The following is a 25,600-nucleotide window of genomic DNA, read 5'->3' as shown; positions in this document are numbered from 1 at the left end:
GATCGTTTCAGTCGCCGTCCGTGTCCGGCACAGCTGCCACGCCCGGCGCTTGCCGGCGCTGGCGCAACCGCTGCAGAAAAGCATAGGCCTTCCTGTTTTTCTTGATGCCGGATTTCATTCGGACAACGGCGCGATGCACTGACGCGGCCAGGCGCCCGCGCAGCGTTAATGGCAGGACGATATCACGCTGGATGGTCTCGACCGTGCACCAGGAGCGCTTGTAGCCCTGGTCGCCGATGCCGAAATCAAACAGGCTGATCCCTTCGGCATTGCATTTGCGGATGATCAGGTAAAACAGCAGCTCGCCCGGGCTGGCGTCCGCGGCGATATCCTCGTCGATCGATCCGAACTGGCAGATGACGTGATCGCCCTTGCGTGACAATCCGGCAATGGCAACGATGCGGCCATTGCCGTGTCCACGCAGACGGATCGCATTGAGTTCAAGCGGTTGGCCGTCACCGGTTGGCTCCACGGCCGCGAGCGCATGGAAAAAGGCCTGCGTTTCCATGTCCTGAAAGACGTTGGGCAGGCCAAGCGCCTTGAAGCGGATGGCCTTCTGTTCGAAGAACAGGTCGAGGATCTGCCGCCGTTCCGTGCAGGTGGTGGCAACAACGTGCTCGTAGCCTCCCATTGCCTCCAGCCGCTTTTCCGAAACGCGGAATTTCTTGCGCCGCCGTTTGGCATTCAGCTGCGCGAGCGTCGCTTCGAAATTTTCAAGAAGCGGCAACTGGAACGATGCATTCTGGTTGCGAACCGCAGGCAGGGAGGCGAGCGGGTGGCGTGTGCCATGCCAATCGAACGGCATTTTCTCCAGCGTCACGATATCGGCAACCCGCGACAGCTTGGCTGAGAGATCGGCAATCAGCTCCGCCGCCAGCTTGGGGCAGGTGACCGGATCGAAATCCTCTGCGAAAAGGCCGGTATTGATGTTGCTGTGCGGTGAGCCGATGAAACGGGCCGTGCGGAAGAACCGGCCGCGAACAAGCTCCAGCGGCAGGATGAAGACTGTCTTCTGGCCAATCCTGCCACGTACCAAAAGCAGCTGATTGGCATGTGTCGCAGCCCAGGCGGCGCACCAGTCGAAGCCCTGATGCAGGGATGCGGCGGAGGAGGCCTCCAGCGCGCGCCAGTCCACCTCCAGCGCGTGCATGTTGACATGCACGCTCAATGTCAGCCCCTCGGCAACCGCAATGTCGCGGACCTGCTCGCGCCGGCCATGCATGACATGGCGGCGAGCCTTGCTCACGGGCATGATGTTGAAGTCCACGTCGGTCATGATCGTTTGCGGTTCCGGGCCGGGATGACGTCTCATCTAGACCGAGCATGCGCTTATTTTCATTTAAATGGGACGGGCAGCCGACGAGCTACCCCGGATTTCATCAAATGCGGTTACCGAATGGATAAGATCAACCGGCACCTGTAGGCGCGCTACCGGGGCTGCCGAAGCGTTGGATTTTTGACGCCATCCTTGTTACAACCGATGTCTGTTTTCATGGAGAGACCGATGCGCCACTGAACGAGGTTTGGACAATTCGCGGCAATCCCTGCGCGTTTCCAGGCCGCTCTATGTCACCATGACCGTTGGACATAAAGGTGGAGTATCCCCATGCCTGAACATCAAGACACGCCGGATTCCGGCGCGGTCCATCCCGTTGCCGCTTTCCCGCAGGTCGGCTTTCTCAAGAACATCATCCGTTCACCGCTGATCAGCGCCGGCGATTTCAGCTATTACGACGATCCGGCCGGGCCGGAGCATTTCGAGGAAAAATGCGTCCTCTACCACTATGATTTCATCGGCGACCGGCTGGATATCGGCCGTTACTGCGCCCTGGCGCAGGGTGTGACGTTCATCATGAACGGTGCCAATCATGCCATGCAGGGGTTTTCGACTTATCCCTTCAGCGTCTTTCCCGGTGCATGGCGCGATGGTTTTGACCTTAGCCTTTATGCCAGCGGCTACCGGGGTGACACCACGGTTGGAAACGACGTGTGGATTGGAACCAAGGCCACGATCCTGCCGGGCGTGACAATTGGCAATGGTGCCATCATCGGCGCTCACGCGGTGGTCGCCAAGGATGTGCCGCCCTACAGCGTCGTCGCCGGAAATCCGGGCAGGGTAATCAAACAGCGTTTTCCTGACGATATAGTCGAACGCCTTCAGGCCGTTGCCTGGTGGAACTGGCCGGTTGACAAGGTCACCCGTCACATTGCCGCAATCACCGGCGCGGATATCGAGATGCTCGAAAAGGCCGTTTAATCGCCGACCCAGCCCGTGGCGAGCGCGTTTGCCCATGCGGTGCGGCCGCGTGAACGAGCAAGTTTCGACATCGCCATGTGATCGTAGGAAACACGCCGGAAGGCAACGGTCCAGTGACCGTCCGTCTTTTCAAGAATGGCGTAGGATGCGTCGGGCGAGCCGGTCTCGACTTTGTGGAAAACCGGTTCGTCATCGTCATATCCCGGACAGCCAACGCTGCCGGGGTTGACGATCAGCCGGCCGTCGGCAAGCCGAACGGCGCGGGGAATATGGGTGTGGCCGCAGAGGATGACGGGAAGGTCGATCCCTTTTGCTAACTCTTCGATGCGTTCCCGGCTGGACATGTGCACCACGCCTTCGGCCGTCAGGTCCTCAAGCCAGTAGGTGAGGTCGTCCTTGGGCGTCGCATGGCAGAGAAACAATTCTTGGCGGTGAACCAGTGTCGCGGGCAGGGCGCGCAGCCAGTCGAGATGGTGCGGCTGCAGTTCCGCATGCGCCATGCTGTCGGAAAGCCCCATCTTGGCCGTTTCAAGCGACACAAGCCAGCGATCGTGGTTGCCGCGAATCGACGGGAAATCGCGTGCCATCAGAATGTCGGCGGTGCGGGCCACATTCATGGGACCGCTCAGGTGATCGCCGAGATTGACCACGTCGCCGATGCCCTGCGCCGCAATGTCGGCAAGCACGGCTTCGAGGGCAAGGTCGTTACCGTGGATATCGGCGATCACTGCGATCTTCATGATTTCGTCTTTCGGTTCAGCGTGGTTTGGCGGGCTTTTCCATCCACTTGATGATCAGCATCGCGGGTAGAATCCACAACAGGCCGGTAAAGAAGAAATAGGCGAGATGGATCCACCACGGCGAGGTGCCAAGCAGAAGCGAGGCAAAAGTGGTGGCCGCCAGCGCATAGACGATGACGAGGATGATGATCAGGACCGTGCCGATCAGTTTTCTCAGGCGAACAGGCATTCAGGACTTTCCGGTTGGCAGGTTTCGCAGGACAAATTGCCGCGACGGCATGCCGCAAAGGGGTAAGCCTTGTTTTGCATGCTGCTCTGGTGCAAATCAACGGCTTTGATGCATGCGCCCCAGGACAAAGTGCCTTTAACCGGCCCGGCCATGTATTTTGATAAGTGGAGGCCTTGATGGCAAGCGCGGATTTGGCGACGGAACGGCGCCTTTTGAACGAGATCGATACGGTAAGCCGCAATCGCATCCAGATCAGGATCTGGCTGGGCATCGTCGTTTTGGTGCTGTTCGGACTGGTGCTTGTCGGCGGCGCGACGCGGCTGACGGAATCCGGCCTGTCGATCACCCAGTGGAAGCCGATCCACGGCGTCATCCCGCCGCTCACCGCTGCCGAATGGCAGGAGGAGTTCGAGCTTTACAAGCAGATCCCGCAATACGAGCAGATCAACAGCGACATGACCGTGGAAGGGTTCAAGACCATCTTCTGGTGGGAATGGGCGCACCGGCTGTTGGCTCGCTCGATCGGTCTGATCTTCGCACTGCCGCTGGCCTTCTTCTGGATTCGCGGACAGATCGAGCCGCGGCTCAAACTGCCGCTGCTCGGCATTCTGGCGCTGGGCGGGTTTCAGGGCTTCATTGGCTGGTGGATGGTCTCCTCCGGCCTTGCCGATCGCACCGAGGTCAGCCAGTACCGGCTGGCCATCCATCTCATCATCGCCTGTCTGATCTTCGTCTCCTGCATCTGGATCGGCAGGGGACTGGCGCCGCATGCCAACGATCTGGCACCGACGAAAAGCTCGAAGAAGATGGCTGCGATCATCGCCTGCATGGCGTTGTTCCAGATCTATCTGGGCGCGCTGGTTGCAGGACTTGATGCCGGCCTCTCCTACAATACCTGGCCATTGATGGACGGCGCATTCGTGCCGTCGGACCTGTTCATCCAACAACCCGCCTGGCTCAACCTGTTCGAAAATCCGAAGACCGTGCAGTTCGTCCACCGTATCGGTGCCTATGTGCTGTTTGCGTTCGTTCTGATGCACATGATCGCCTCGTTGCGCAACGCACCGGAAACGACGCATGCGCGCCGGTCCGTTCTGCTGTTCGTACTGGTGACGATCCAGGCGATGATCGGCATCATGACGCTGCTTTTGCAGGTGCCGGTCGGCTGGGGTGTGGCCCATCAGGGTGGCGCGCTGGTCGTGCTCGGTTTTGCCATCGCTCACTGGCGGGCGTTTATCGGCGAATATCCGCGGCCGCTGGAAATCGAAGTCCGCACCTGATCAGCGCAGCAGCCCGTCCAGCGCGGGCATGCCGAGAATGGCGGATGCGCCGATCAGGACATAGCAGATGATGCGGAATGTCGATGGTTTGGCGAGGCCGAACAGGCGGGAGCCGGCGTAAAGACCGCCGGCATAGAGCGGCAGGACGACCAGCGTCAGCGCAAAGACCTGTTCGACGAACAGGCCGCCGATCAGGTAGGTTACGGCTGTCAGCGCCGAGGAAATGACGAAATAGAGCATCAGGTTGGAGCGGATCACCAGCATGTCGCTGGCGCCGCTCAGCCAATAGGCGACGACCGGTGGGCCGCCGAGTTGCGCCGCGCCGCTGAAAACTCCGGCTATGCCGCCGACACCGGCCGTCAGCGGCGCGCGCGGTTGCCCGTGATAGCGCCAGCCGGAGACCAACAGGATCAGCATCAGTGCCGAAACGACCGTGATCGCCCAGCGCAGGATCAGAGGATCGGCGAGTGCCAAGGCCGCTGTGCCAAGCGGCACGCCGATCAGTGCGCCGGATGCCATGGTGAAGACCTCGCGCCGGTTGGCACCGCGCCAGGCGGCTGGAAGCATACCAGCTGCCGCAATCGTATCGATCACCAGCAGAACTGGCGAAATGATCTTCGGGCCTACGATTGAACCGCCGACCGGGATCAGGATAAGGGCGGCACCAAAGCCGGAAAAGCCGCGGGCAAGACCGGCAATGAAGGTGCAGACAAGCAGCGCATAGAGCCCGTGCTCCGGCAACGCGGTGGCGATTCTTGCCAGAAGGGTCGCGAAAAAGCCGGTATCGCCCATGTCAGTTCAAATACCCCTGCGCGCGAGCGAGCGCCCGATGGGCGCTCCGTGCTGCTATGTCTCTCAGGCCGACAGCATCAGGTCCATGTTCTGCACCGCAGCGCCCGAAGCGCCCTTGCCGAGATTGTCGAGCAGGGCAACCAGATTGACCTGTTCGCCGCCGTCCGAGCCGAACACGAACAGCTTCATCGTGTCCTTGCCGGCAAGCTCGACGGCATCGACGCGCGCCATCTTCGTGCTGACGTCCAATGGCACGACCTCGACGATTGATTGGCCTGCGTAATGGGCAGAGAGAGCAGCGTGGATGGTCTCGAGTGTTGCGCTGCCGTTCAGCTGATCGAGGAACAACGGTACTTGCACGATCATGCCCTGCGGGAAGCGGCCGACGGAGGGCGAGAAGATCGGCGCGCGATCGAGCATGCCGTGGATCTGCATTTCCGGCACATGCTTGTGCTTGAGCGTCAGGCCGTAAAGGAAGTTCGGCGAGCTGATCCGATCGGGATTGGCCGGGTCTTCCATCTGCGCGATCATCTGCTTGCCGCCACCGGTATAGCCGGAAACGGCATTGACCGTGATCGGATAGTCTTGCGGCAGGATACCGGCTTGGCGCAGCGGGCGGATAAGGCCGATAGCGCCGGTCGGATAGCAGCCGGGATTGGCGACGAGGCGGGCATCGCGGATTTTCGCCGTCTGCGCCTTGTCCATTTCGGCAAAGCCATAGGCCCAGTCCGGCGCGATGCGATAGGCTGTCGAGGTGTCGATGATGCGCACCTTGTTGTTGCCTTCGAGCATGGTGACGGCCTGTTTTGAGGCGTCGTCCGGCAGGCAGAGGATCGCGACATCGGCGCTGTTCAAGAGATCTTCGCGAATGGCGGCATTGCGGCGTTCCGCTTCCGGAATGGACAGCAGTTCCACATCCGAGCGGCCAGCCATGCGGCTGCGGATCTGCAGCCCCGTTGTGCCGTGTTCGCCATCGATAAAGATCTTCGGTTTCATGGTTTTATCCTGTCCTGCCAAGGGATTATCGGGTCTTCCGGAATCACTTTGGCATGCAATTGAATCAGTTTGACAACAGGGCGGCCCCAGTCGCTATCCGCGCCGCTCCGCCAGCTGTTCGGCATGAAGGCCGAGCATATACATTGCGATGGTTGAACCGGCAATGGCGGTGATATCGGCATGGTCATAGGCGGGTGCCACCTCGACGACATCGGCGCCCTTGATCGTCAGCGCGCCAAGTTTGCGGATCACCGAGAGGATCTTTGCCGAGGACGGGCCGCCTGCGACCGGTGTTCCGGTACCTGGCGCATAGGCGGGGTCGAGGCAGTCGATATCGAAGGTAAGGTAGGCCGGACGGTCACCGACATGGCGCAGGATGACGTCAGCAATGTCACCGGCACTCATTTCCTCCAGATCGTAGCCATAGAGAATGCGGATCCCGCAATCATCAGGCGCATGCGTGCGGATGCCGAGTTGGATCGAGCTTGCTGTGTCGATCAGGCCTTCGCGTGCCGCGCGGCCGACGAAGGAGCCGTGGTCGATCCGGCCCTTCTCGTCCGCCCAGGTATCCTGATGGGCATCGAACTGGACAAGCGAGAGGGGACCGTGCACGGCGGCGTGGGCGCGCAACAACGGCAGGGTGACGAAATGATCACCGCCGAGCGTCAGCAGGAAGGCACCACTTTTCAGAATGGTTTCCGCTTCTGAACGGATGGTTTCCGGCGTGGCGGCATGATGACCGTAGTCGAGCAGGCAATCGCCATAGTCGATCGTCGCCATGTCTTCGAACAGGTCGCGCTCGAACGGGTACTGCGGATCATTGTCGAAGATCGCGGAGGCGCGGCGGATGGCCTGCGGCCCGAAGCGGGCGCCGGGCCGATTGGAGGTCGCCGCGTCGAACGGGATGCCCCAGACGACGGCATCGACGCCCTTCAGGCTCTTCGTGTATTTCCGGCGCATGAAGGACAGGATGCCGGCATGGGTGGGATCCGTTGCGGCACTCTTCAGTGATGTGGCGGTGATTGCGTGGTCTATCGTCTTGTTGGCCATGATCGGTCCCGTCTGTTGTGTGGCCAGACGTTGGACAATCGGTGGCGGGAAGGCAAGACCCGGATTATCGCAATCGATCTTTCAGGAGGCCTTGGCTTCGTAAGTCGGCGCGAAATCGCCGAGCGATTTTGCCTTTTCAATCATCGCGCCGATATCCTGCTCAACGATCGCTTCCAGATCGGCAAAGCTGTCGATGACATAATAGATCGGCTGGACAATATCGATGCGATAGGGGGTTCTGAGCACACTCATCAGATCAAATGGCCGGAATTCGCATTCCGTGCCGTCCATCGCCGCCTTTGCTTCGCTGGGCGATGAAACGATGCCCGCGCCAAAACAGCGGCGGCCTTGCGGCGTGTTGATCAGGCCGAATTCGACCGTGAACCAGAAGATGCGGAACAGGTGCCAGGAATAGCCCTTGCCCAGCTTGACGGCGGCTTCACCGAAATGGCGGACGAAATTGGCGTAGCTCTGGTTGGTGAGCAGCGGGCAGTGGCCGAAGACCTCATGGAACAGGTCCGGTTCCTCGATATAGTCGATATGCTCGCGGCGGCGCAGAAAGGTGGCGAGCGGGAATTTGCCTTGGCTCAGCAGTTCGTAGAAGCGCGAGGGTGGAATAAGAGCTGGCACGCCTTCGACGCCAAATCCGGTCGTCTCATGCAGGCGGCGGTCGACATCGGCAAGCTGCGGCACCTTGTCGGCCTTGAGCCCAAGGGTTTTGACCCCATCAAGATATTCCTGGCACGCCATGCCGGCAAGCAGCTTCATCTGGCGCTCATAGAGTTCGCCCCAGATGGCATCCTCTTCGGCGGTATAGGGATAAATCCCGTCCGGGCCGGGCAGTTTGGCGGTGTAGCTGCTTTCCTTGGTCATGGCGTCGATCCTCCCAGATGCACGTTTCCCTGCAATTATGCTCCGGGATCACAGGATTTTTCTTTCTTTCATGCTGGATATCTCCATAATCTTGGGAGGATTTTTCGGGGATATCTTCAAAAATGAAAGAATCTGGGAGTTTCCATCGCAAGCTTCTGCAGCTTGTCCAGGCCGACGGCAGCCTGTCTTTGGCCGATCTGGCGGAAAAGGCCGGCATGTCGCAGAGTTCGGCATGGCGCAAGATCCAGGAACTGGAGGCCGACGGGGTCATCCGCAAGCGCGTGACGCTGCTCGACCCCGGTAAACTCGATCTGAAGCTCTGCGTTATCGCGCATGTGACGCTGGAAGATCATCACGAGGAGGCGGTTGCCTCGTTCGCATCCGTGGTGCTGGAGCGGCCTGAAATCATGGAATGTTACGCGCTCTCCGGCGCTTTCGACTACATGCTGAAAATCCGGGCGAGCGATGTGGAAAACTATGAGGCGTTCATGACGCGCTATCTGATGCGCAATCCGCATGTGCGCACGGTGGTGTCGAGCTTCGTGCTGCGGGAATTGAAGTTTTCGACGGAACTGCCGCTCTAAGCACCGGACAAAGAAAAAGGCGGGACAAAGCCCGCCTTTTCCAAATCGTAATTCCTGAAACGATTAACGCTTCGAGAACTGGAACGAACGGCGGGCCTTGGCCTTACCGTACTTCTTACGCTCGACAACGCGGCTATCGCGGGTCAGGAAGCCACCCTTCTTCAGGACCGAGCGCAGGCCCGGTTCGAAGTAGGTGAGGGCCTTCGAGATGCCGTGACGAACGGCACCGGCCTGGCCGGAAAGACCGCCGCCTGCAACCGTTGCATCGATGTCGAACTGGCCGTCACGGGCAGCAGCAACGATCGGCTGGCGCAGGATCATCTGCAGAACCGGACGTGCGAAGTAGTGAGCGAACTCCTTGCCGTTGACGGTGATCTTGCCGGAGCCCGGCTTGACCCAGACGCGGGCGACGGCGTTCTTGCGCTTGCCGGTCGCATAGGAGCGGCCCTGAGCGTCAACTTTCTTGACATGAACCGGAGCCGAAGCTTCCGAAGCCGTGCCGAGGTCTTTCAGAGAAGAGAGATCAGCCACGATTAGGCGCTCCTTACGTTCTTGCTGTTCAGCTTGGCGACGTCGAGGACGGTCGGCTGCTGTGCTTCATGCGGATGGTTTGTGCCTGCGTAGACGCGCAGGTTCTTCATCTGGCGACGGCCAAGCGGACCACGCGGAACCATACGCTCGACAGCCTTCTCGAGAACGCGCTCCGGGAAGCGGCCTTCGATGATCTGGCGCGCGGTGCGCTCCTTGATGCCGCCCGGGTAACCGGTGTGCCAGTAGTACTTCTTGTCGGTGTACTTCTTGCCGGTCAGGACTGCCTTCTCGGCGTTGATCACGATGACATTGTCACCATCGTCAACGTGAGGAGTGTAAGTTGCCTTGTGCTTGCCACGCAGGATGTTGGCGATGATAGTGGCGACGCGGCCAACAACGAGGCCTTCGGCGTCGATGATGATCCACTTCTTCTCCACCTCTGCAGGCTTCTGAACGAAGGTTGACATGTTAAAACTCTTTCGTTGGAACCCGATACGTTGCCGCCGGGCGTTTCTTGTTGCTTGAATTTGGCAGGCTTTCAGCCAGCCAAAAATGAAAGCGGCCCCAAGGGACCGCGATCTGGTTCGGCTTATACGCAAACCGTGAAATGCGGTCAAGATTGCCGTTTGGGCCAGTTTGAAAAAATGTCTTTATAAAACAAATGGTTATGATTGTGGTATTTTTATACCACAAATTATCTCGGTGGAATCGAATAGGTGGCAGTAGCGTGAGCGACTAATTCAACGCCATCAAGTTCTGAAATTGCGGCATCGAGCACCGCCAGCCGTTTGCCGAGCTTCAGGATGCGGCAGGTGCATTGTAGCGGCCCGAGCCTGGGTTTTCTGAGGAAATTGATATTGAGATTGGTGGTGACAGCGAGCGCCACCGGGCCGATATGGGCAAGCAGCGTAATGTAGGCTGTGACATCGGCTAGAGCGAAAAGCGTCGGTCCGGAGACGGTGCCGCCGGGGCGCAGGTGCTTTTCCTGCGGATCGAGTCGCATCGTCGCGAAACCGGAGCCGGTAGCGATGACCTCGAAGATCTTGCCATCGGTATGCACCTCGGAAAAATCCGTTTCGAGAAAACGGTTGAGATCGGCAACGGTGAGGATGGGTTCCAGCGGCATGGTCACTCCTGATATATAAACGTTTTAGAAGGCGAGGGATCGTGGGAGCAAGCCGGACGAAAGTCCTATCGAGTTCAGGGTGCTTGAAACGGCGCCTGCGGCAGCGTACCAGACGCTGACCCGGCAAGCGCAATGGCAGAGCTTACAAAGGAGAAGAGAGATGGCGGATATCGTTCCCCTGCACAAGGAAGAACCCAAAGGCCCGGTGCTGCGCGAGCTTTCTGGCAATGTGCTCCGGCTGACACTCAACAATCCTCCTGCCAACGTCCTGTCGATTGCGCTCCTCGAAGCGCTGAGCGCGGAACTGGACGCTGCCTCTCAATCCGATGACGTTAGCGTTGTGATCCTTGCCGCCTCTGGCTTACTCTTTTCGGCCGGTCACGACCTGAAGGAATTGACCGCGCATCGCACTGACGCAGACGAGGGCAGGGCCTTCTTTGAAAAGTCGCTGCGGCTCTGCGCCGATCTGATGCTGAAGATCAACCGGCTGCCGCAGCCGGTGATCGCCGAGATCGATGGCCTGGCAACGGCGGCCGGCTGCCAGCTCGTTGCAAGCTGCGACCTGGCGATCTGCACCGACAGTTCGACCTTCTGCACGCCCGGCGTCAATATCGGCCTGTTCTGCTCGACGCCGATGGTGGCGGTCTCACGTGCGGCTCATCCCAAGCAGGCGATGGAAATGCTCCTGACCGGTGAAACCATCGACGCCTCGACCGCCAAGGATTTCGGCCTCGTCAACCGCATCGTGCCAAAACAGTACCTGCAGCAGGTGGTCAACAAATACGCCGCCGTCATCGCCTCGAAATCACCGCAGGCTCTGCGGATCGGCAAGCGGGCGTTCTACCGGCAGGCCGAGATGAGCATCACCGAGGCCTATGACTTTGCCACCGGGGTGATGGTGGAGAATATGCTGAAGTCAGATGCGAAGGAGGGGATCGAGGCGGTTCTCGGCAAGCGGACGCCGGAGTGGAAGGGAGATCAGGAATAGTGGCTTCGGCAAGCCGCGATTTCAAGCGTCTGGTTTTCGGTGGGGCCTGAAACCCGGTAGACAATCCGATGTTCCTGCGTCATCCGGCGAGACCACCAGCCCTTAAGCTCATTTCGTAGAGGTTCAGGCTTTCCTGTGCCGGAAAATGGGGTCCGCTGGCACTCTTTCAGTAGGTTCAGAATCTTCTGCAGGGTTTTGCTGTCAGTCGCGATCCAGTATTGCAGGTCTTCCCACGCATCCTGCGAGAACTGGATTTTCATTTGCCGGACAAAAGTGCGTCGAAATCGACTTCGATGCCTTTGCCCTCGTCAAGCTCGGCAATGGATCGCAGTAGCCGTTCTTTGTTGACGGGGTTCGATGTGAGATACATCGTTTCCTTCCAGCTTTCGAAATCGCTGAGCGACATGACGACCATCGGCTCGCGGTTTTGCCGCGTCACGATCAGTTCGTCATGATCTTCTTCGACGCGGTCGAAGTGCTTGGCCATGTTGGCGCGGAGTTCGGAAAAGCTGATGACTTTCATGACCGGTCCTCTGTACGTGATCTTGTACATATGCCGTTTCGACGTTTTTCAAGCCAGCTTCAGCATAAGCGCGCCCAGCGCGATCAGGCAAGCAGCGGTGATGCGGAAGATGCTGACACGCTCCTTCAGGAACACGATCGAGATGACGATGGCAAACAGGATCGAAGTCTCGCGCAGCGCTGCGACCGTCGCGACTGGCGCCTTCGTCATCGCCCAAAGCGCCAGGCCATAGGCGCCGATCGAGCCGCCGCCGCCGATCAGCCCCCGCCACCATTGATGGCGGACGTGGAACAGCACCGGCGCAAAGCCACGTTTGGCAAAAGCCCAGGAAAACAACAGCACTGGGGGCAAAAGCGCCATCCACAGCGTGTAGGAAATCGGGTTGAGAGCCAGCCGCGCGCCGATGCCGTCGACATAGGTATAGCTGGCGATGACGACGGCATTGGCGAGGGCCAGCAGGATGGCGCGTGTGCCGCCTTTGCGGGCTTCGAAGGCGAGGGTGAGCACACCGGTCGAGATCGTCAGTACGCCGGCGAGCGCGCCGCTGGAGAGGTTTTCGCCGATGATCGCGCCGCTGCTTGCCGCGACCAGCAACGGAGCAACGCCGCGCATCAGCGGGTAGACAAGTCCGATATCACCAGCGCGATAGGCCGCGGCGACGAGCTGGAAATAGGCAAACTGGAACAGCGCCGAGACCAGGATAAACGGCCAGGCATCCGGATGCGGCAGCGGCATGAAGGGCAGGAAGGGCAGGGCGACGACGGCTGCCCCCAGCGCGATCATCGCGGCATCCAGCGATTTCTCCGTTCCGGCCTTGACCAGTGCATTCCAGGTTGCATGCAGGAGCGCTCCGAACAGAACGAGAGCGATGACGTCGAGAGGCACGGGAAACCTTCAGAAATGCGAGAAGACGGAGATAGGCGAGAGAAAGGTGTAGTCGCCGAGTTTTGCGGCGGCGAACCTTGAAAAGCAATGTGATTTTGACCACACAGCCAGATTTGGCCACCCGGCGGCCGTTGCCTCCCACGCATTTACGTGCAATCGCGAATGTGATCGGTTGACACCGTGAAATGCTGTTCCAATTATCGGCCCAAAGATTGCAACCGCGGAATTCGACGATGAATCATGATGTGTATCCGGACTACTATCTGACCGACATTCTGCGCTCGACGAAAACCATCGCCCTGGTTGGCGCGTCGCCTAATGCCGAGCGGCCAAGCTATCGCGTCATGGCATTCCTGCTGCGCAAGGGCTACACGGTGTTTCCGGTCAATCCGGGGCAGGCGGGCAAGGAAATCCACGGCCAAAAGGTCTATGCCCGGCTCGCGGATATTTCTCAGCCGGTCGATATGATAGACGTTTTTCGTGCTGCAGATGCACTTCCGGCCCTGGTTGACGAAATTCTTGCCCTGGAAAACCGGCCCAAATTCATCTGGACGCAGCTGGCCGTGCGTGATGACCAAGCTGCCGCAAAAGCTGAAGAAAATGGCATTCAGGTGGTGATGGACCGTTGCCCGGCGATCGAATATCCACGGCTGGTCGGGTGATTTTCGAGGCATCACAACGCCGTTTTGGAATTCCTTGCTCGCCCGGCGTGCAAATCGGGCAAAACAGTCTTTGACCGCACGGTGTCGCCTCTGAAATAGTGCGCCGAACTTGATTCAAGGGAGGACACATCCATGACGAATAAACCCGGTTTCAACACGCTTGCGGTTCACGCGGGCGCCGCACCGGACCCGACCACGGGCGCGCGGGCAACGCCGATCTACCAGACGACCAGCTTCGTCTTCAACGATACCGATCATGCCGCCTCGCTGTTTGGCCTGCAGGCTTTCGGTAATATCTACACGCGAATCATGAACCCGACCCAGGCCGTGCTCGAAGAGCGCGTGGCGGCCCTTGAAGGTGGTACGGCAGCGCTGGCGGTTGCCTCCGGCCACGCGGCGCAGCTTCTGGTGTTCCACGCGATCATGAGCCCTGGCGACAATTTCCTGGCGGCGCGCCAGCTTTACGGCGGCTCGGTCAACCAGTTCGGCAATGCCTTCAAGTCGTTCGACTGGCAGGTGCGCTGGGTGGATACGGGTGATATCGCCTCGTTTGAAAGCCAGATCGATGATCGCACCAAGGCGATCTTCATCGAGAGCCTTGCCAATCCGGGCGGCACCTTCGTCGATATCGCTGCCATCTCCGCCGTTGCCAAGAAACACGGCCTGCCGCTGATCGTCGACAATACGATGGCCACGCCTTACCTGATCCAGCCGATCGAGCATGGTGCCGATATCGTCGTGCATTCGTTGACGAAGTTCATGGGCGGGCACGGCAATTCGATGGGCGGCGTCATCGTGGATGGCGGCACGTTTGACTGGTCGAAATCCGGCAAATACCCGATCCTGTCGGAACCGCGTCCGGAATATGCCGGCATGGTGCTGCATGCGACCTTCGGCAATTTCGCCTTTGCCATCGCCTGCCGGGTGCTCGGCCTGCGCGACTTTGGACCGGCGATTTCGCCGTTCAACGCCTTCCTGCTTTTGACCGGCATCGAGACGCTGCCGCTCAGAATGCAGCGCCATTGCGACAATGCGCTGGCCGTCGCCAAATGGCTGAGCAGCCATGACAAGGTCGCGTGGGTGAAATATGCGGGCCTTGAGTGCGACGCCAATTACGCGCTGCAGCAGAAATATTCCAAGCGCGGTGCCGGCGCCGTCTTCACCTTCGGCCTGAAGGACGGTTACGAAGCTGGAAAGCGTTTTGTCGAAGGCCTGGAAATGGTCTCGCATCTTGCCAATATCGGCGACACCCGCTCGCTGGTCATCCATCCTGCCTCGACCACCCACCGGCAGTTGACGCCGGAGCAGCAGACGGCAGCCGGCGCTGGCCCGGAAGTCGTTCGCCTGTCGGTCGGGATCGAGGATGTCGCCGACATCATCGCCGATCTCGAGCAGTCGCTGGCGAAAGCCTGATCCATCCAGAGGTGGCCGGTTCGCCGGCCACCTCTTTGTCCATTGCGGAGCATTCATGACCCACGCACTGACATTCGACCCGGCGTCCATTGAACCCGAGGCAGGCGCCCCGGCACCGGACAGGCTGATCTCCGGCACGCCCACGTTTCGCACCTGGAATTTCGAGGAAGCCGAAGGCGGCATCTATGCCGGTATCTGGGAAGCGACCCCCGGAAAGTGGCGGATCGTCTATGACGAATGGGAGTATTTCCACATCCTGTCCGGGGTTTCGATCGTGACCGAAGACGGCGGTGCCGCAACGCATCTGAAGGCCGGCGACAGCATGATTCTCCGACCCGGCTTCAAGGGAACCTGGGAAGTGATTGAAACGACTCGCAAGGACTATGTCATTCGGATTTAGCTCTCCTATATCCGATGGAGGTTATCCCGGGACGGTGCTCACCGTCTCTTCCATCGTCAGGAGAAAATCCAATGTCTCAAGCCGACAAACCTGTCTGGTTCATCACCGGATGCTCAACCGGTTTTGGCCGGGAACTGGCCCAGCAAACGCTGTCACTGGGCTATCCGACGGTTGTGACTGCGCGCAATCCGGCGCAGGTTGAAGACCTCGTCAAAGGCCATGAAGACAAGGCGCTCGCCTTGAAGCTCGATGTCACCAAACCGGAAGAGGTCGAAGCCGCGACGAAGGCGGCGCTTGCCCGCTTCGGCCACATCGACGTGCTCGTCAACAATGCTGGGATTGGCTATTTCGGTTCAGTCGAGGAAAGCGAGCTGGACGAAGTCCGCCGCATGTTCGAGATCAATGTCTGGGGCCTCGCTGCAATGACGAGAGCGGTCTTGCCCGCCATGCGCAAGCAGCGCTCCGGCACCGTCGTCAACATATCGTCGATCGGCGGAATTCGAGGTGGCCCCGCCGTCGGCTTCTACAATGCTACGAAGTTTGCCGTCGAAGGCCTGTCCGAAGCCTTGTCCCTTGAGGTGGCACCACTCGGCATCAAGGTTCTTCTGGTCGAGCCCAGCGGTTTTCGAACCGACTGGGCCGGGCGCTCGGCCAATGAGGCGCCGCAATCGATTGACGATTACCGCGATACCGCGGGCAGGAATGCCTCGGTCATCCGTGAACGCAGTGGCAAGCAGGCAGGCGATCCCGAGCGCGCCGTCAAAGCCATCATCAAGGCCGTGGAGGCAAAAGATCCACCGCTGCGCCTGCTCCTGGGCAAGGCGGCGCTGGCCGGTGGCCGGGCCAAGATCGAGACGTTGCGCCGCGATTTTGAAGCGTGGGCCGATGTGACCGAAGGGGCTGATTTTCCGGAGTAGAGAGAGGGAATGGCGCGGCGTGAGAGCCGCGCCCTATCCGTCTACCATTCCAGATGCAGCTTTTCCAAGCCGTGGAAATGATAGCTGTCCTTGATCTGCGCTTTGCCTGTCATCCGAAGGCCCGGCAGCCGTTCGAACAGGATCGGCAGCGATAGCTTCAACTCCAGCCGTGCCAGCGGCGCACCGATGCAGAAATGCAGGCCGGCGCCGAACGATACATGAGCGCCTTCATTCCGGTCGGGGCGGAAGGCGAGGGGATCGGCGAATTTCTGCGGGTCGACGTTTGCAGCCCCGAGCAGAAGGCCAATCTTGTCGCCTTTCTTCAGGCTGATACCATCCTCAAGTTCGATGTCGGAGAGGGCGTAGCGCTGGAAGATGTGCAAGGGGGCGGCATAACGCATTGTTTCTTCGATGGTGCGTTCGGTGGCCGTATCGCTGAAAAACACGTCTTTTGCTGATGTTCCTGTCTCAAGCAGGGTCCGCACCGCGTTGCCCAACTGATGCACGGTGGCCTCGTGCCCGGCATTGAGCAGCAGCACCGCCGTCGAGATCAGTTCGTCGTCAGACAGCCGTTCGCCGTCCTTTTCGGTGGTGATCATATGGGTCAGGAGATCGTCGGCCGGGTTCTGGCGCTTCCAGTCGATGATGCCCTTCAGGTAATCGGCAAACTCGGCCGAAGCGGCGTTGGCATCGTGTTCGGTCTCCAATGATGGATTGAACACATACATCTTCACCATCCGGTGCGACCAGTCGAGCAGTTTTGGCGCCATCTCCACCGGCACGCCGAGCATGCGGGCAATCACCGTGACCGGCACGATCTCGGCATAGGCTTTCAGAAGCTCGACCTGACCGTCCTTCTCGAACCCGTCGATGAGGGAATGGGAAAGGGCTGCGATTTCAGGCTTCAGCTGCTCGATCTGGCGCGAGACGAAGGCGCGGTTGATCAGCGTGCGCAGCCGCGTATGGGCCGGCGGCTCAAGCTCAAGCAGGGAATTGGCCTCCAGCCGGTCGAAATCCGCCAGATGCGGCTTGGGTTCCGGCAGGCCCAGTTCCTCGCGCGTTGCCACATGCAGGATCTGCCGGCCGAAACGTCGGTCACGCAACAAGCTATTCACTTGGTCGTAGCCCGCAAAATACCATTGTTGCTGCTCTTCCCAGAAGAACGACGGACATTGCGCATGCAACTGCGCATACGCTGCGAGCGGGTTCTTGTAAAATTGCGGATCGCGGACGTCGATGCTGGCGGAGCGGGTCGAGGGCGTGATGGAAATGGCGGAAGGTATGGGCATTTGCATTCTCACTGGATGTCATGGCGTGCTACGCTCTGATCTATGGCCAGGATGGTGGGGCGACAAGGAGATTGTCACGCCACTGCCAGATTTCCCCACGCGGAAAATCACCGGCCGGATGGCGAAAAACGCGCTCGCGCCGGATATCGTCTTGCCTTGCTGAGCGACATGTCTATGTCTTGGATGATGAACGGCAACGACCAGAGAGAGACTATGGCTTCGTCGCATACCAGCCTTTCAGGGGGCATTCTGGCCGCCATCCGCGGAAAGCGCGTGTCGCTGGCGGGCAGGGATCCGGCAGGCGAGCGTGGCGATACGGTGATCGCCTCCTACAACATCCATAAATGCGTTGGCACCGACAATCGCTTCGACCCCGGCCGCACCACCGACGTGATCAGCGAAATCGGCGCCGATATCATTGCGCTTCAGGAAGCCGATCAGCGGTTTGGCGAGCGGGCAGGGCTGCTTGATCTGGAGCGGCTGCATCGCGATTGCCACCTGATTGCGGTGCCGATTGCCGCTTTCTCCGCCAAGGGGCACGGCTGGCACGGTAATGTGCTGCTGCTTCGGGAGGGTGCCGTTGCCAAGGTCAATCAGTTGAAGCTGCCCGGCGTCGAGCCGCGCGGTGCGCTGGTTGTCGATCTTGATCTGAAGGCCGGTCCGCTGCGCATCGTTGCTGCCCATTTCGGTCTGCTGCGGCATTCCCGCGCCCGCCAAGCGGAAGCGATCATTGCCGCCATCAGCGAGGCGGACGAGCGGCCGACGCTGTTGATCGGCGATCTCAACGAGTGGCGCATGGGCCGCCGCTCGGCGCTGAGTTCGCTCAGCCCAATCTTCGATCATGCGGCAACGGCGGTGCCGAGTTTCCCGTCACGCTTTCCTCTCTTGGCGCTCGACCGGGTGATGGGCAGCCCGCACAATCTGGTCACCGCTGTCGAGGTCCACAACACGCCGCTGTCACGCGTCGCGTCCGATCATCTCCCGATCAAAGCCTATATCGACCTCAAGGCGGCGCAGGGTGAGGGGAATCCGGTCGAAGCGGTTTCCGCCGCTCAGCCATGATCGACAGGCCGTAGTCACATGCGCGCCCATATCGTCGCTCTGTCCGCTTCTGTGTTCGGTTTTTTGGCGCTGGTTGCCGTCTATACCTATGGCCGTTTCGGGCGGCGGCTCCAGGGACCGGCTTCGTCCGCGCTGCAGCCAGAGGGCGTTGAAACGGAACTCGATCGGCTGGCAGAGCCTCTTTTGGCGGAACATGCCGGCCTTAACGGAATTGCGCTGATCTCTGACAATGTCGCTGCCTTTGCATTGAGGGCCGCCTCGGCGCGCCGGGCCGGGCGCAGCCTGGACCTGCAATATTATTACTGGAAGAACGATCTGACCGGGCGGATGCTGATCCGCGAAGTTTTGGCCGCTGCCGATCGCGGTGTCCGGGTGCGGCTCCTGCTTGATGATATCAATGCCGGCCTGCATGACCGCATGTGCCTGGCGCTGGATGGTCACGACAATATCGAGGTGCGGCTCTTCAATCCAAGCCGAGCGCGCACCGACCGCTTCAAGCGCGGGCTCGAAATGATGATGCGGCCTTTTCGCGCCACGCGGCGGATGCACAACAAGCAATGGATTGCCGATGGGCGGCTGGTGATCGCTGGTGGCCGCAATATCGGCGACGCTTATTTCGACGCCGACGAACAGTCGAATTTCCGCGATCTCGATGTCTGGATGCTCGGGCCGGTCGCCGACGATGCGGCTGTGGTCTTCGACCGCTACTGGAACAGTCCCGTGGTCGTGCCGATCGGCTCGCTGCGCACCCCGCGCGCGCACTATCTGCCAGCCTTCAGAGCCAAGCTGGAAACAGTCGCGGCGACGCCGGGCGGCCGGCATTATCTCGCCCATGTCGAGGCCGTGATACCGGACGGGGTCTTGTTGCCTGGCAATACGGCGCTGCATTGGACGAGCGCTGCCATGCTGGTATCGGACCCGCCGGAAAAGGCATTTCTGCAGAAGCGCAACAACTGGGTCATGCGGGAGCTGATGCCGGTCCTGACATCGGCGCAGCATGGGGTCCGGGTGATTTCGCCCTATTTCATTCCCGGCGTGCAGGGGATCGCCGAAATCACGCGGATGGTTGCGCGGCAGGTCCGGGTCGAGGTTCTGACCAATTCGCTGGCCGCCACCGATGTCGCTGCAGTTCATGGTGCCTACGCCAATTACCGCAAGGCTCTGCTGAGGAGCGGAGCGGTCCTGTTCGAATTGAAAGCCACGCACGAAATCGGCGATCAGCAGCGGATGTCGCTGTTCGGGTCGCGCGGCGCCAGCCTTCACACCAAGGCGTTTACCGTCGATGGAAAGTCCGGGTTCGTCGGGTCAATGAATTTTGATCCGCGTTCGGCGTCGCTGAATACGGAAATGGGAGTGCTCTTTACTCACCCCGCTTTGGTCAGGGAGGTCGAGGCAATTTTCGATGCCGAAACCAGCCCGGAAAACAGCTTTCGCCTGTCGCTCGAAAAGGGACGCCTGCGCTGGCACGATCGCGAAGGCGATGAGGTGCGTGTCCTTCGCCGCGAGCCGGAAGCCGGCTTCTGGCGCCGCCTGATTGCCGGCGTCATCGGCATTCTGCCGATCGAATCGCAACTTTGATCCGCATTTACCGATTTTTCACTCAGAATGCACCAAAGCCTGTGTGGAAAAGCGGAAATGGCGGCCTGCACTCTATCCTGACCGTTAGAACTCGCTAAACCATCCTCTAGGCGCTTGGCGTGCAACGTTGCGGTTCGGGGCGTGTATTAACGTTATGAAGACTTCGCGACTTGAAGTCGGGTACTTGGACACTCTATGTATGGACAAGAGATATTCCCGATGATTCCCGGTGTGCAAAAGGGTTTGCGCGCCAGATTGACAAAGGTTTGACATGAGAAATCCCGTTGATACCGCTATGGCTCTGGTGCCGATGGTCGTTGAACAGACCAATCGCGGCGAGCGCTCCTACGATATCTTTTCGCGTCTCCTGAAAGAACGCATCATCTTTTTGACGGGGCCTGTCGAAGATCACATGGCGACGCTGATCTGCGCCCAGCTGCTGTTCCTCGAGGCGGAAAACCCGAAGAAGGAAATCGCCCTTTACATCAATTCGCCGGGTGGCGTCGTTACCGCCGGCATGGCGATCTACGACACGATGCAGTTCATCAAACCGGCTGTTTCGACGCTGTGCATTGGCCAGGCCGCATCGATGGGCTCGCTGCTTCTGGCCGCCGGCCACAAGGACATGCGTTTTGCCACGCCGAACGCCCGCATCATGGTTCACCAGCCGTCCGGCGGCTTCCAGGGGCAGGCTTCCGACATCGAACGGCATGCCCGCGATATCCTGAAGATGAAGCGCCGCCTCAACGAAGTCTACGTCAAGCACACGGGCCGGACCTATGAAGAGGTTGAACAGACGCTTGATCGTGACCACTTCATGACGGCGGACGAAGCCCTGAGCTGGGGTGTTGTCGACAAGGTCATCACGTCGCGTGAGGCCATGGAATCAACGCCGGACGCATAAATTCAAGCTTTTGTGTGCGGATAGATGCATTTGTGACACAATTGTAACTCTCATAGGGCTTTATCCGCAGGCCAAAGCCGTTAATATCGACCGTTAATGCTATGTTGAAGTTTGAAGTCCTAGCATTCGGTATTCGGTGGGAGATTCGTTGCTGCCGGACATCAAACATGGTTGTTTGAAGCCGGTTCGTACTCCCGAAAGCGCCGTCATTTTGCGCATGAAGGCGGAAAATGTGCGGAGCGGGTTGAGTAGTCCGTTTCACCTTGCCAGAGGTGTCCGGCGTGCTGGAAGGAAAGTGATATGAGCAAAGTCAGCGGTAGCAACGGCGGTGACTCCAAGAATACCCTATACTGCTCCTTCTGCGGAAAGAGCCAGCACGAGGTCCGCAAGCTGATTGCTGGACCGACGGTGTTCATCTGCGATGAATGCGTCGAACTCTGCATGGACATCATCCGCGAAGAGAACAAGACTTCGATGGTCAAGTCCCGCGATGGCGTTCCGACGCCGCAGGAGATCATCAAGGTTCTCGACGAATACGTCATCGGCCAGCAGCAGGCCAAGCGCATCCTGTCGGTTGCCGTCCACAATCATTACAAGCGTCTGGCGCATTCCGCGAAGGGAAGCGACATCGAGCTTGCAAAGTCGAACATCATGCTCGTTGGCCCGACCGGTTGCGGCAAGACCTACCTTGCCCAGACACTGGCCCGCATCATCGATGTCCCGTTCACGATGGCTGACGCCACGACACTGACCGAAGCCGGTTATGTCGGCGAAGACGTCGAGAACATCATCCTGAAGCTGCTCCAGGCTGCTGACTACAATGTCGAGCGGGCGCAGCGCGGTATCGTCTATATCGACGAAGTCGACAAGATTTCGCGCAAGTCCGACAATCCATCGATCACCCGTGACGTTTCGGGCGAAGGCGTGCAGCAGGCACTGTTGAAGATCATGGAAGGCACGGTCGCTTCCGTTCCGCCGCAGGGTGGCCGCAAGCATCCGCAGCAGGAATTCCTGCAGGTTGACACGACCAACATCCTGTTCATCTGCGGTGGCGCTTTTGCTGGTCTCGACAAGATCATCTCGGCGCGTGGCGAAAAGACCTCGATCGGCTTTGGCGCTTCGGTGAAGTCTCCGGAAGACCGCCGCGTCGGCGAAGTCTTGCGCGAACTGGAGCCGGAAGATCTGGTCAAGTTCGGCCTCATCCCGGAATTCATCGGCCGTCTGCCGGTTCTGGCAACGCTCGAGGATCTCGACGAGCCGGCACTGATCCAGATCCTGTCTGAGCCGAAGAACGCCCTGATCAAGCAGTACCAGCGCCTGTTCGAAATGGAAGACGTCGAACTGACCTTCCACGAGGATGCCCTGCGCGAAATCGCCCGCAAGGCGATCATCCGCAAGACCGGTGCGCGCGGCCTGCGCTCGATCATGGAAAAGATCCTGCTCGATACGATGTTCGAACTGCCGACCCTGGAAGGCGTTCGCGAAGTGGTCATCTCCGACGAGGTGGTCAAGGGATCTGCCCGTCCGCTCTACATCTACTCGGAGCGTTCCGAGGAAAAGGCCAACGTTTCGGCCTGACCGGATCGGAAGTTTTTTTAAAAGGCCCGCCATGTGCGGGCCTTTTTCATGCGTAGAGTTTCCGGTACGGCGTACACCGTGCCTGCCGGTCAGCGCGCCTAAGCAATAAGTGCAGGTCAGCCCTGCATATTCTGCGGATATCCATCGGTCGAAAGCTTGACCGCTGGATGTCACTGCGGGAGGAATATTCGCGAGAATCAGCGATTGCTAAAAGCGGATAACAACGCGATTATGTAACGATTCTGTGTCGATGTGTCCGGCACGAAGCGTGTGCGTTAACTCCTGCGGCAAGGCCCGCAACAGTCAGATGCCGTTTACTATCCGGCTACGCCGCCTCCCAGGTCGGTAGTCGGCGAAAGGGTTGAAAACAGACGTCACACACTCCACTTGACAGTGGAAAGAATGAGGACCGGAAGCGCCCTTGAACGCTTCGGGTAACGGGCCCGGAAACGGGACGGAAAGGAAATGACATGACGAGCAAAACGTCTCCGGCAATCGAGAGCGCGACCTATCCGGTGCTGCCGCTGCGCGACATCGTGGTATTCCCGCACATGATCGTGCCGCTGTTTGTTGGCCGTGAAAAATCGATCCGTGCGCTGGAAGAAGTCATGGGCACGGACAAGCAGATCATGCTTGCCACCCAGATCAACGCCAGCGACGACGATCCGGAACCAGGTGCGATCTATCAGATCGGCACTATCGCCAATGTGCTGCAGTTGTTGAAGCTGCCTGACGGCACCGTCAAGGTTCTGGTCGAAGGTCGCGCGCGCGCCGAGATCGACGGCTATACAGGCCGTGAAGAATTCTATGAGGCAATGGCACATCCGCTTTCCGAGCCGGAAGAAGATCCGGTCGAGATCGAAGCGCTGAGCCGTTCCGTGGTGTCGGAATTCGAGAGCTATGTGAAGCTCAACAAGAAGATTTCCCCGGAAGTCGTCGGTGCCGCCAGTCAGATCGAGGACTATTCGAAGCTGGCCGATACCGTCGCATCGCATCTCTCCATCAAGATCGTCGAAAAGCAGGAAATGCTTGAGACGACCAGCGTCAAGCTGCGCCTTGAAAAGGCGCTCGGCTTCATGGAAGGTGAGATTTCGGTTCTGCAGGTCGAAAAGCGCATCCGCTCGCGCGTCAAGCGCCAGATGGAAAAGACCCAACGCGAATACTACCTGAACGAACAGATGAAGGCGATCCAGAAGGAGCTTGGCGACGGCGAGGAAGGCCGCGACGAGATGGCCGAACTGGAAGACCGTATCTCCAAGACCAAGCTGTCCAAGGAGGCCCGTGAAAAGGCCGATGCGGAAGTCAAGAAGCTGCGCCAGATGAGCCCGATGTCGGCGGAAGCCACCGTCGTGCGCAACTATCTGGATTGGTTGCTGGGCATTCCGTGGTCGAAGAAGTCCAAGGTCAAGACCGATCTCAACCATGCTGAGCAGGTTCTCGATCTCGATCACTTCGGTCTCGACAAGGTCAAGGAACGGATCGTCGAGTATCTGGCGGTGCAGGCGCGCTCGCAGAAGATCAAGGGGCCGATCCTGTGCCTCGTCGGTCCTCCGGGTGTCGGCAAGACCTCGCTTGCCAAGTCGATCGCCAAGGCGACCGGCCGCGAATATATCCGCATGGCACTCGGTGGCGTTCGTGACGAAGCCGAAATCCGCGGTCATCGCCGCACCTATATCGGTTCGATGCCCGGCAAGGTCATCCAGTCGATGAAGAAGGCCAAGAAGTCCAACCCGCTCTTCCTGCTCGATGAAATCGACAAGATGGGCCAGGATTTCCGCGGCGATCCGTCGTCGGCGCTCCTGGAGGTGCTGGATCCGGAACAGAACTCGACGTTCATGGACCACTATCTGGAGGTCGAATATGACCTCTCGAACGTGATGTTCATCACCACGGCGAACACGCTGAACATTCCGGCGCCCCTGATGGACCGCATGGAAGTGATCCGGATTGCCGGTTACACGGAAGAGGAAAAGCTGGAGATCGCCAAGCGGCACCTGTTGCCCAAGGCAATCGCCGACCACGCTCTGCAGCCGAAGGAATTCTCGGTGACGGATGGTGCGTTGTCTGCGGTGATCCAGACCTATACCCGCGAAGCTGGCGTTCGCAGCCTGGAGCGTGAGCTGATGAAGCTCGCCCGCAAGGCTGTGACCGAGATCCTCAAGGGCAAGACCAGCAAGGTCGAAGTCACTGCCGAGAACATCAACGACTATCTCGGTGTTCCGCGCTATCGTCACGGCGAAGCCGAGCGTACCGATCAGGTCGGTGTCGTCACCGGTCTCGCCTGGACGGAAGTCGGCGGCGAGCTTCTGACGATCGAAGGCGTGATGATGCCCGGCAAGGGCCGCATGACGGTGACCGGCAACCTGCGCGACGTGATGAAGGAATCGATTTCGGCGGCGGCATCCTATGTCCGCTCGCGTGCGATCGACTTCGGCATCGAGCCGCCATTGTTCGACAAGAGCGACATCCATGTGCACGTGCCGGAAGGTGCTACACCGAAGGACGGTCCGTCCGCCGGTGTGGCCATGGCAACGGCGATCGTGTCGATCATGACCGGGATTGCCGTTAACAAGGACGTGGCGATGACGGGTGAAATCACCCTGCGCGGCCGTGTCCTGCCGATCGGCGGCCTGAAGGAAAAGCTGCTTGCAGCGCTTCGCGGCGGCATCAAGAAGGTGCTGATCCCGGAAGAAAACGCCAAGGATTTGGCGGATATTCCGGACAACGTGAAGAACCTCATGGAGATCATTCCGGTCTCCCATATCGGCGAGGTGTTGAGCCACGCGCTGGTACGGGTTCCGGTTGCGATCGAATGGGATCCTTCCAAGCAGGCGGCACCGATTGCAACGGCCGATCCGGCCGATGACGCCGGCGTGTCGATTGCCCACTAAGGGCTTGACTTGAACTTCAAGCAGTGCCTGCCGCAGGTTGCGTACTGATTTG

27 protein-coding genes are annotated in these 25,600 nt (G+C 59.5%); 13 read left to right on the top strand and 14 right to left on the bottom strand.

Going from position 1 to position 25,600, the window contains the following annotated elements:
- Positions 1–7: 7 nt before the first annotated feature.
- On the bottom strand, positions 8–1,276 hold the full coding sequence (locus ASC96_RS06150) for a GNAT family N-acetyltransferase (RefSeq protein WP_244481902.1): 1,269 nt from the start codon (positions 1,274–1,276) through the stop codon (positions 8–10).
- A gap of 330 nt (positions 1,277–1,606) precedes the next feature.
- On the opposite strand from ASC96_RS06150, the gene ASC96_RS06145 reads away from it, so the two are divergent.
- A complete protein-coding gene (locus ASC96_RS06145) occupies positions 1,607–2,257 on the top strand; it encodes a CatB-related O-acetyltransferase (protein WP_060502166.1) in 651 nt (216 codons plus the stop codon).
- Here the strand turns inward: ASC96_RS06145 and ASC96_RS06140 are convergent.
- Entirely contained in the window at positions 2,254–2,997 is a 744-nt protein-coding gene (locus ASC96_RS06140; RefSeq protein ID WP_060502165.1) for a metallophosphoesterase family protein, read from the bottom strand. The two genes, ASC96_RS06145 and ASC96_RS06140, sit on opposite strands and share 4 nt — an antisense overlap.
- Positions 2,998–3,013: 16 nt before the next feature.
- Positions 3,014–3,226: a DUF2842 domain-containing protein gene (locus tag ASC96_RS06135; RefSeq protein WP_037107608.1), complete on the bottom strand. Its 213-nt coding sequence runs from the start codon at positions 3,224–3,226 to the stop codon at positions 3,014–3,016.
- A 176-nt stretch (positions 3,227–3,402) separates the two neighbouring features.
- Between ASC96_RS06135 and ASC96_RS06130 the strand changes: the two genes are divergently transcribed.
- Complete coding sequence (locus ASC96_RS06130) at positions 3,403–4,506, top strand: COX15/CtaA family protein (RefSeq protein ID WP_060502164.1); 1,104 nt, start codon at positions 3,403–3,405, stop codon at positions 4,504–4,506.
- Here the strand turns inward: ASC96_RS06130 and ASC96_RS06125 are convergent, their stop codons facing one another.
- The 4 genes from ASC96_RS06125 to ASC96_RS06110 form a co-directional block, all read right to left on the bottom strand.
- Positions 4,507–5,298 (bottom strand): sulfite exporter TauE/SafE family protein, encoded by a 792-nt coding sequence (locus ASC96_RS06125; protein WP_060502163.1) that lies wholly within the window; start codon positions 5,296–5,298, stop codon positions 4,507–4,509. It lies immediately after the preceding gene.
- Between the two features lie 63 nt (positions 5,299–5,361).
- Positions 5,362–6,294: an N-acetyl-gamma-glutamyl-phosphate reductase gene (gene argC / locus ASC96_RS06120; protein WP_060502162.1), complete on the bottom strand. Its 933-nt coding sequence runs from the start codon at positions 6,292–6,294 to the stop codon at positions 5,362–5,364.
- Between the two features lie 93 nt (positions 6,295–6,387).
- On the bottom strand, positions 6,388–7,344 hold the full coding sequence (gene speB, locus ASC96_RS06115) for an agmatinase (protein ID WP_060502161.1): 957 nt from the start codon (positions 7,342–7,344) through the stop codon (positions 6,388–6,390).
- An 81-nt stretch (positions 7,345–7,425) separates the two neighbouring features.
- Complete coding sequence (locus tag ASC96_RS06110) at positions 7,426–8,217, bottom strand: phenylalanine 4-monooxygenase (RefSeq protein WP_060502160.1); 792 nt, start codon at positions 8,215–8,217, stop codon at positions 7,426–7,428.
- Between the two features lie 122 nt (positions 8,218–8,339).
- On the opposite strand from ASC96_RS06110, the gene ASC96_RS06105 reads away from it, so the two are divergent.
- Positions 8,340–8,801, top strand: coding sequence for an Lrp/AsnC family transcriptional regulator (locus ASC96_RS06105; RefSeq protein WP_060502159.1), 462 nt, complete (start codon positions 8,340–8,342; stop codon positions 8,799–8,801).
- A gap of 63 nt (positions 8,802–8,864) precedes the next feature.
- Here the strand turns inward: ASC96_RS06105 and rpsI are convergent, their stop codons facing one another.
- From rpsI to ASC96_RS06090, 3 genes are all read right to left on the bottom strand, one after another.
- Complete coding sequence (gene rpsI, locus ASC96_RS06100; RefSeq protein ID WP_060502158.1) at positions 8,865–9,332, bottom strand: 30S ribosomal protein S9; 468 nt, start codon at positions 9,330–9,332, stop codon at positions 8,865–8,867.
- Positions 9,333–9,334: 2 nt separating this feature from the next.
- A complete protein-coding gene (gene rplM / locus ASC96_RS06095; RefSeq protein ID WP_060502157.1) occupies positions 9,335–9,799 on the bottom strand; it encodes a 50S ribosomal protein L13 in 465 nt (154 codons plus the stop codon).
- A 227-nt stretch (positions 9,800–10,026) separates the two neighbouring features.
- The gene (locus tag ASC96_RS06090; RefSeq protein ID WP_060502156.1) at positions 10,027–10,458 is read right to left on the bottom strand and encodes a PaaI family thioesterase; all 432 of its coding nucleotides are present in this window, start codon (positions 10,456–10,458) and stop codon (positions 10,027–10,029) included.
- 160 nt (positions 10,459–10,618) lie between these two features.
- On the opposite strand from ASC96_RS06090, the gene ASC96_RS06085 reads away from it, so the two are divergent.
- The gene (locus ASC96_RS06085) at positions 10,619–11,446 is read left to right on the top strand and encodes an enoyl-CoA hydratase (RefSeq protein ID WP_060502155.1); all 828 of its coding nucleotides are present in this window, start codon (positions 10,619–10,621) and stop codon (positions 11,444–11,446) included.
- On the opposite strand, the gene ASC96_RS06080 is transcribed toward ASC96_RS06085, so the two are convergent.
- From ASC96_RS06080 to ASC96_RS06070, 3 genes are read right to left on the bottom strand one after another with little or no spacing between them, the layout of a single operon-like run.
- The gene (locus ASC96_RS06080; RefSeq protein ID WP_060502154.1) at positions 11,437–11,706 is read right to left on the bottom strand and encodes a Txe/YoeB family addiction module toxin; all 270 of its coding nucleotides are present in this window, start codon (positions 11,704–11,706) and stop codon (positions 11,437–11,439) included. The genes ASC96_RS06085 and ASC96_RS06080 overlap by 10 nt on opposite strands.
- The gene (locus ASC96_RS06075; RefSeq protein ID WP_060502227.1) at positions 11,703–11,969 is read right to left on the bottom strand and encodes a type II toxin-antitoxin system prevent-host-death family antitoxin; all 267 of its coding nucleotides are present in this window, start codon (positions 11,967–11,969) and stop codon (positions 11,703–11,705) included. The genes ASC96_RS06080 and ASC96_RS06075 overlap by 4 nt, the downstream gene beginning before the upstream one ends.
- Positions 11,970–12,017: 48 nt before the next feature.
- Positions 12,018–12,854 carry an EamA family transporter gene (locus tag ASC96_RS06070; RefSeq protein ID WP_060502153.1) on the bottom strand — a complete coding sequence of 279 codons (837 nt, stop codon included), beginning with the start codon at positions 12,852–12,854 and terminating at the stop codon, positions 12,018–12,020.
- A 233-nt stretch (positions 12,855–13,087) separates the two neighbouring features.
- Between ASC96_RS06070 and ASC96_RS06065 the strand changes: the two genes are divergently transcribed.
- From ASC96_RS06065 to ASC96_RS06050, 4 genes are all read left to right on the top strand, one after another.
- On the top strand, positions 13,088–13,516 hold the full coding sequence (locus ASC96_RS06065) for a CoA-binding protein (protein ID WP_060502152.1): 429 nt from the start codon (positions 13,088–13,090) through the stop codon (positions 13,514–13,516).
- Between the two features lie 132 nt (positions 13,517–13,648).
- A complete protein-coding gene (locus ASC96_RS06060; RefSeq protein ID WP_060502151.1) occupies positions 13,649–14,929 on the top strand; it encodes an O-acetylhomoserine aminocarboxypropyltransferase in 1,281 nt (426 codons plus the stop codon).
- Positions 14,930–14,984: 55 nt separating this feature from the next.
- Positions 14,985–15,329 (top strand): cupin domain-containing protein, encoded by a 345-nt coding sequence (locus tag ASC96_RS06055; protein ID WP_060502150.1) that lies wholly within the window; start codon positions 14,985–14,987, stop codon positions 15,327–15,329.
- 71 nt (positions 15,330–15,400) lie between these two features.
- A complete protein-coding gene (locus ASC96_RS06050) occupies positions 15,401–16,246 on the top strand; it encodes an oxidoreductase (protein ID WP_060502149.1) in 846 nt (281 codons plus the stop codon).
- Positions 16,247–16,287: 41 nt separating this feature from the next.
- Here ASC96_RS06050 and ASC96_RS06045 read toward each other — a convergent pair whose 3' ends face one another.
- A complete protein-coding gene (locus ASC96_RS06045) occupies positions 16,288–17,535 on the bottom strand; it encodes a cytochrome P450 (protein ID WP_060502148.1) in 1,248 nt (415 codons plus the stop codon).
- A gap of 213 nt (positions 17,536–17,748) precedes the next feature.
- Here ASC96_RS06045 and ASC96_RS06040 point away from each other — a divergent pair, with 213 nt between their 5' ends.
- The 5 genes from ASC96_RS06040 (at position 17,749) to lon (ending at position 25,548) form a co-directional block, all read left to right on the top strand.
- Positions 17,749–18,597, top strand: a complete 849-nt coding sequence (locus tag ASC96_RS06040) for an endonuclease/exonuclease/phosphatase family protein (protein WP_060502147.1) — start codon at positions 17,749–17,751, stop codon at positions 18,595–18,597.
- A gap of 18 nt (positions 18,598–18,615) precedes the next feature.
- Positions 18,616–20,175, top strand: a complete 1,560-nt coding sequence (locus ASC96_RS06035) for a phospholipase D family protein (RefSeq protein ID WP_060502146.1) — start codon at positions 18,616–18,618, stop codon at positions 20,173–20,175.
- 271 nt (positions 20,176–20,446) lie between these two features.
- On the top strand, positions 20,447–21,079 hold the full coding sequence (gene clpP / locus ASC96_RS06030; RefSeq protein ID WP_060502145.1) for an ATP-dependent Clp endopeptidase proteolytic subunit ClpP: 633 nt from the start codon (positions 20,447–20,449) through the stop codon (positions 21,077–21,079).
- 300 nt (positions 21,080–21,379) lie between these two features.
- Positions 21,380–22,657 (top strand): ATP-dependent Clp protease ATP-binding subunit ClpX, encoded by a 1,278-nt coding sequence (gene clpX, locus ASC96_RS06025; RefSeq protein WP_060502144.1) that lies wholly within the window; start codon positions 21,380–21,382, stop codon positions 22,655–22,657.
- A 470-nt stretch (positions 22,658–23,127) separates the two neighbouring features.
- Positions 23,128–25,548 carry an endopeptidase La gene (gene lon / locus ASC96_RS06020; RefSeq protein WP_060502143.1) on the top strand — a complete coding sequence of 807 codons (2,421 nt, stop codon included), beginning with the start codon at positions 23,128–23,130 and terminating at the stop codon, positions 25,546–25,548.
- Positions 25,549–25,600 lie beyond the last annotated feature (52 nt).

It is taken from the genome of Rhizobium sp. Root1204 (assembly GCF_001424965.1).
Lineage (GTDB): Bacteria > Pseudomonadota > Alphaproteobacteria > Rhizobiales > Rhizobiaceae > Pararhizobium.
This window is presented reverse-complemented; position numbering and strand designations above follow the sequence as displayed.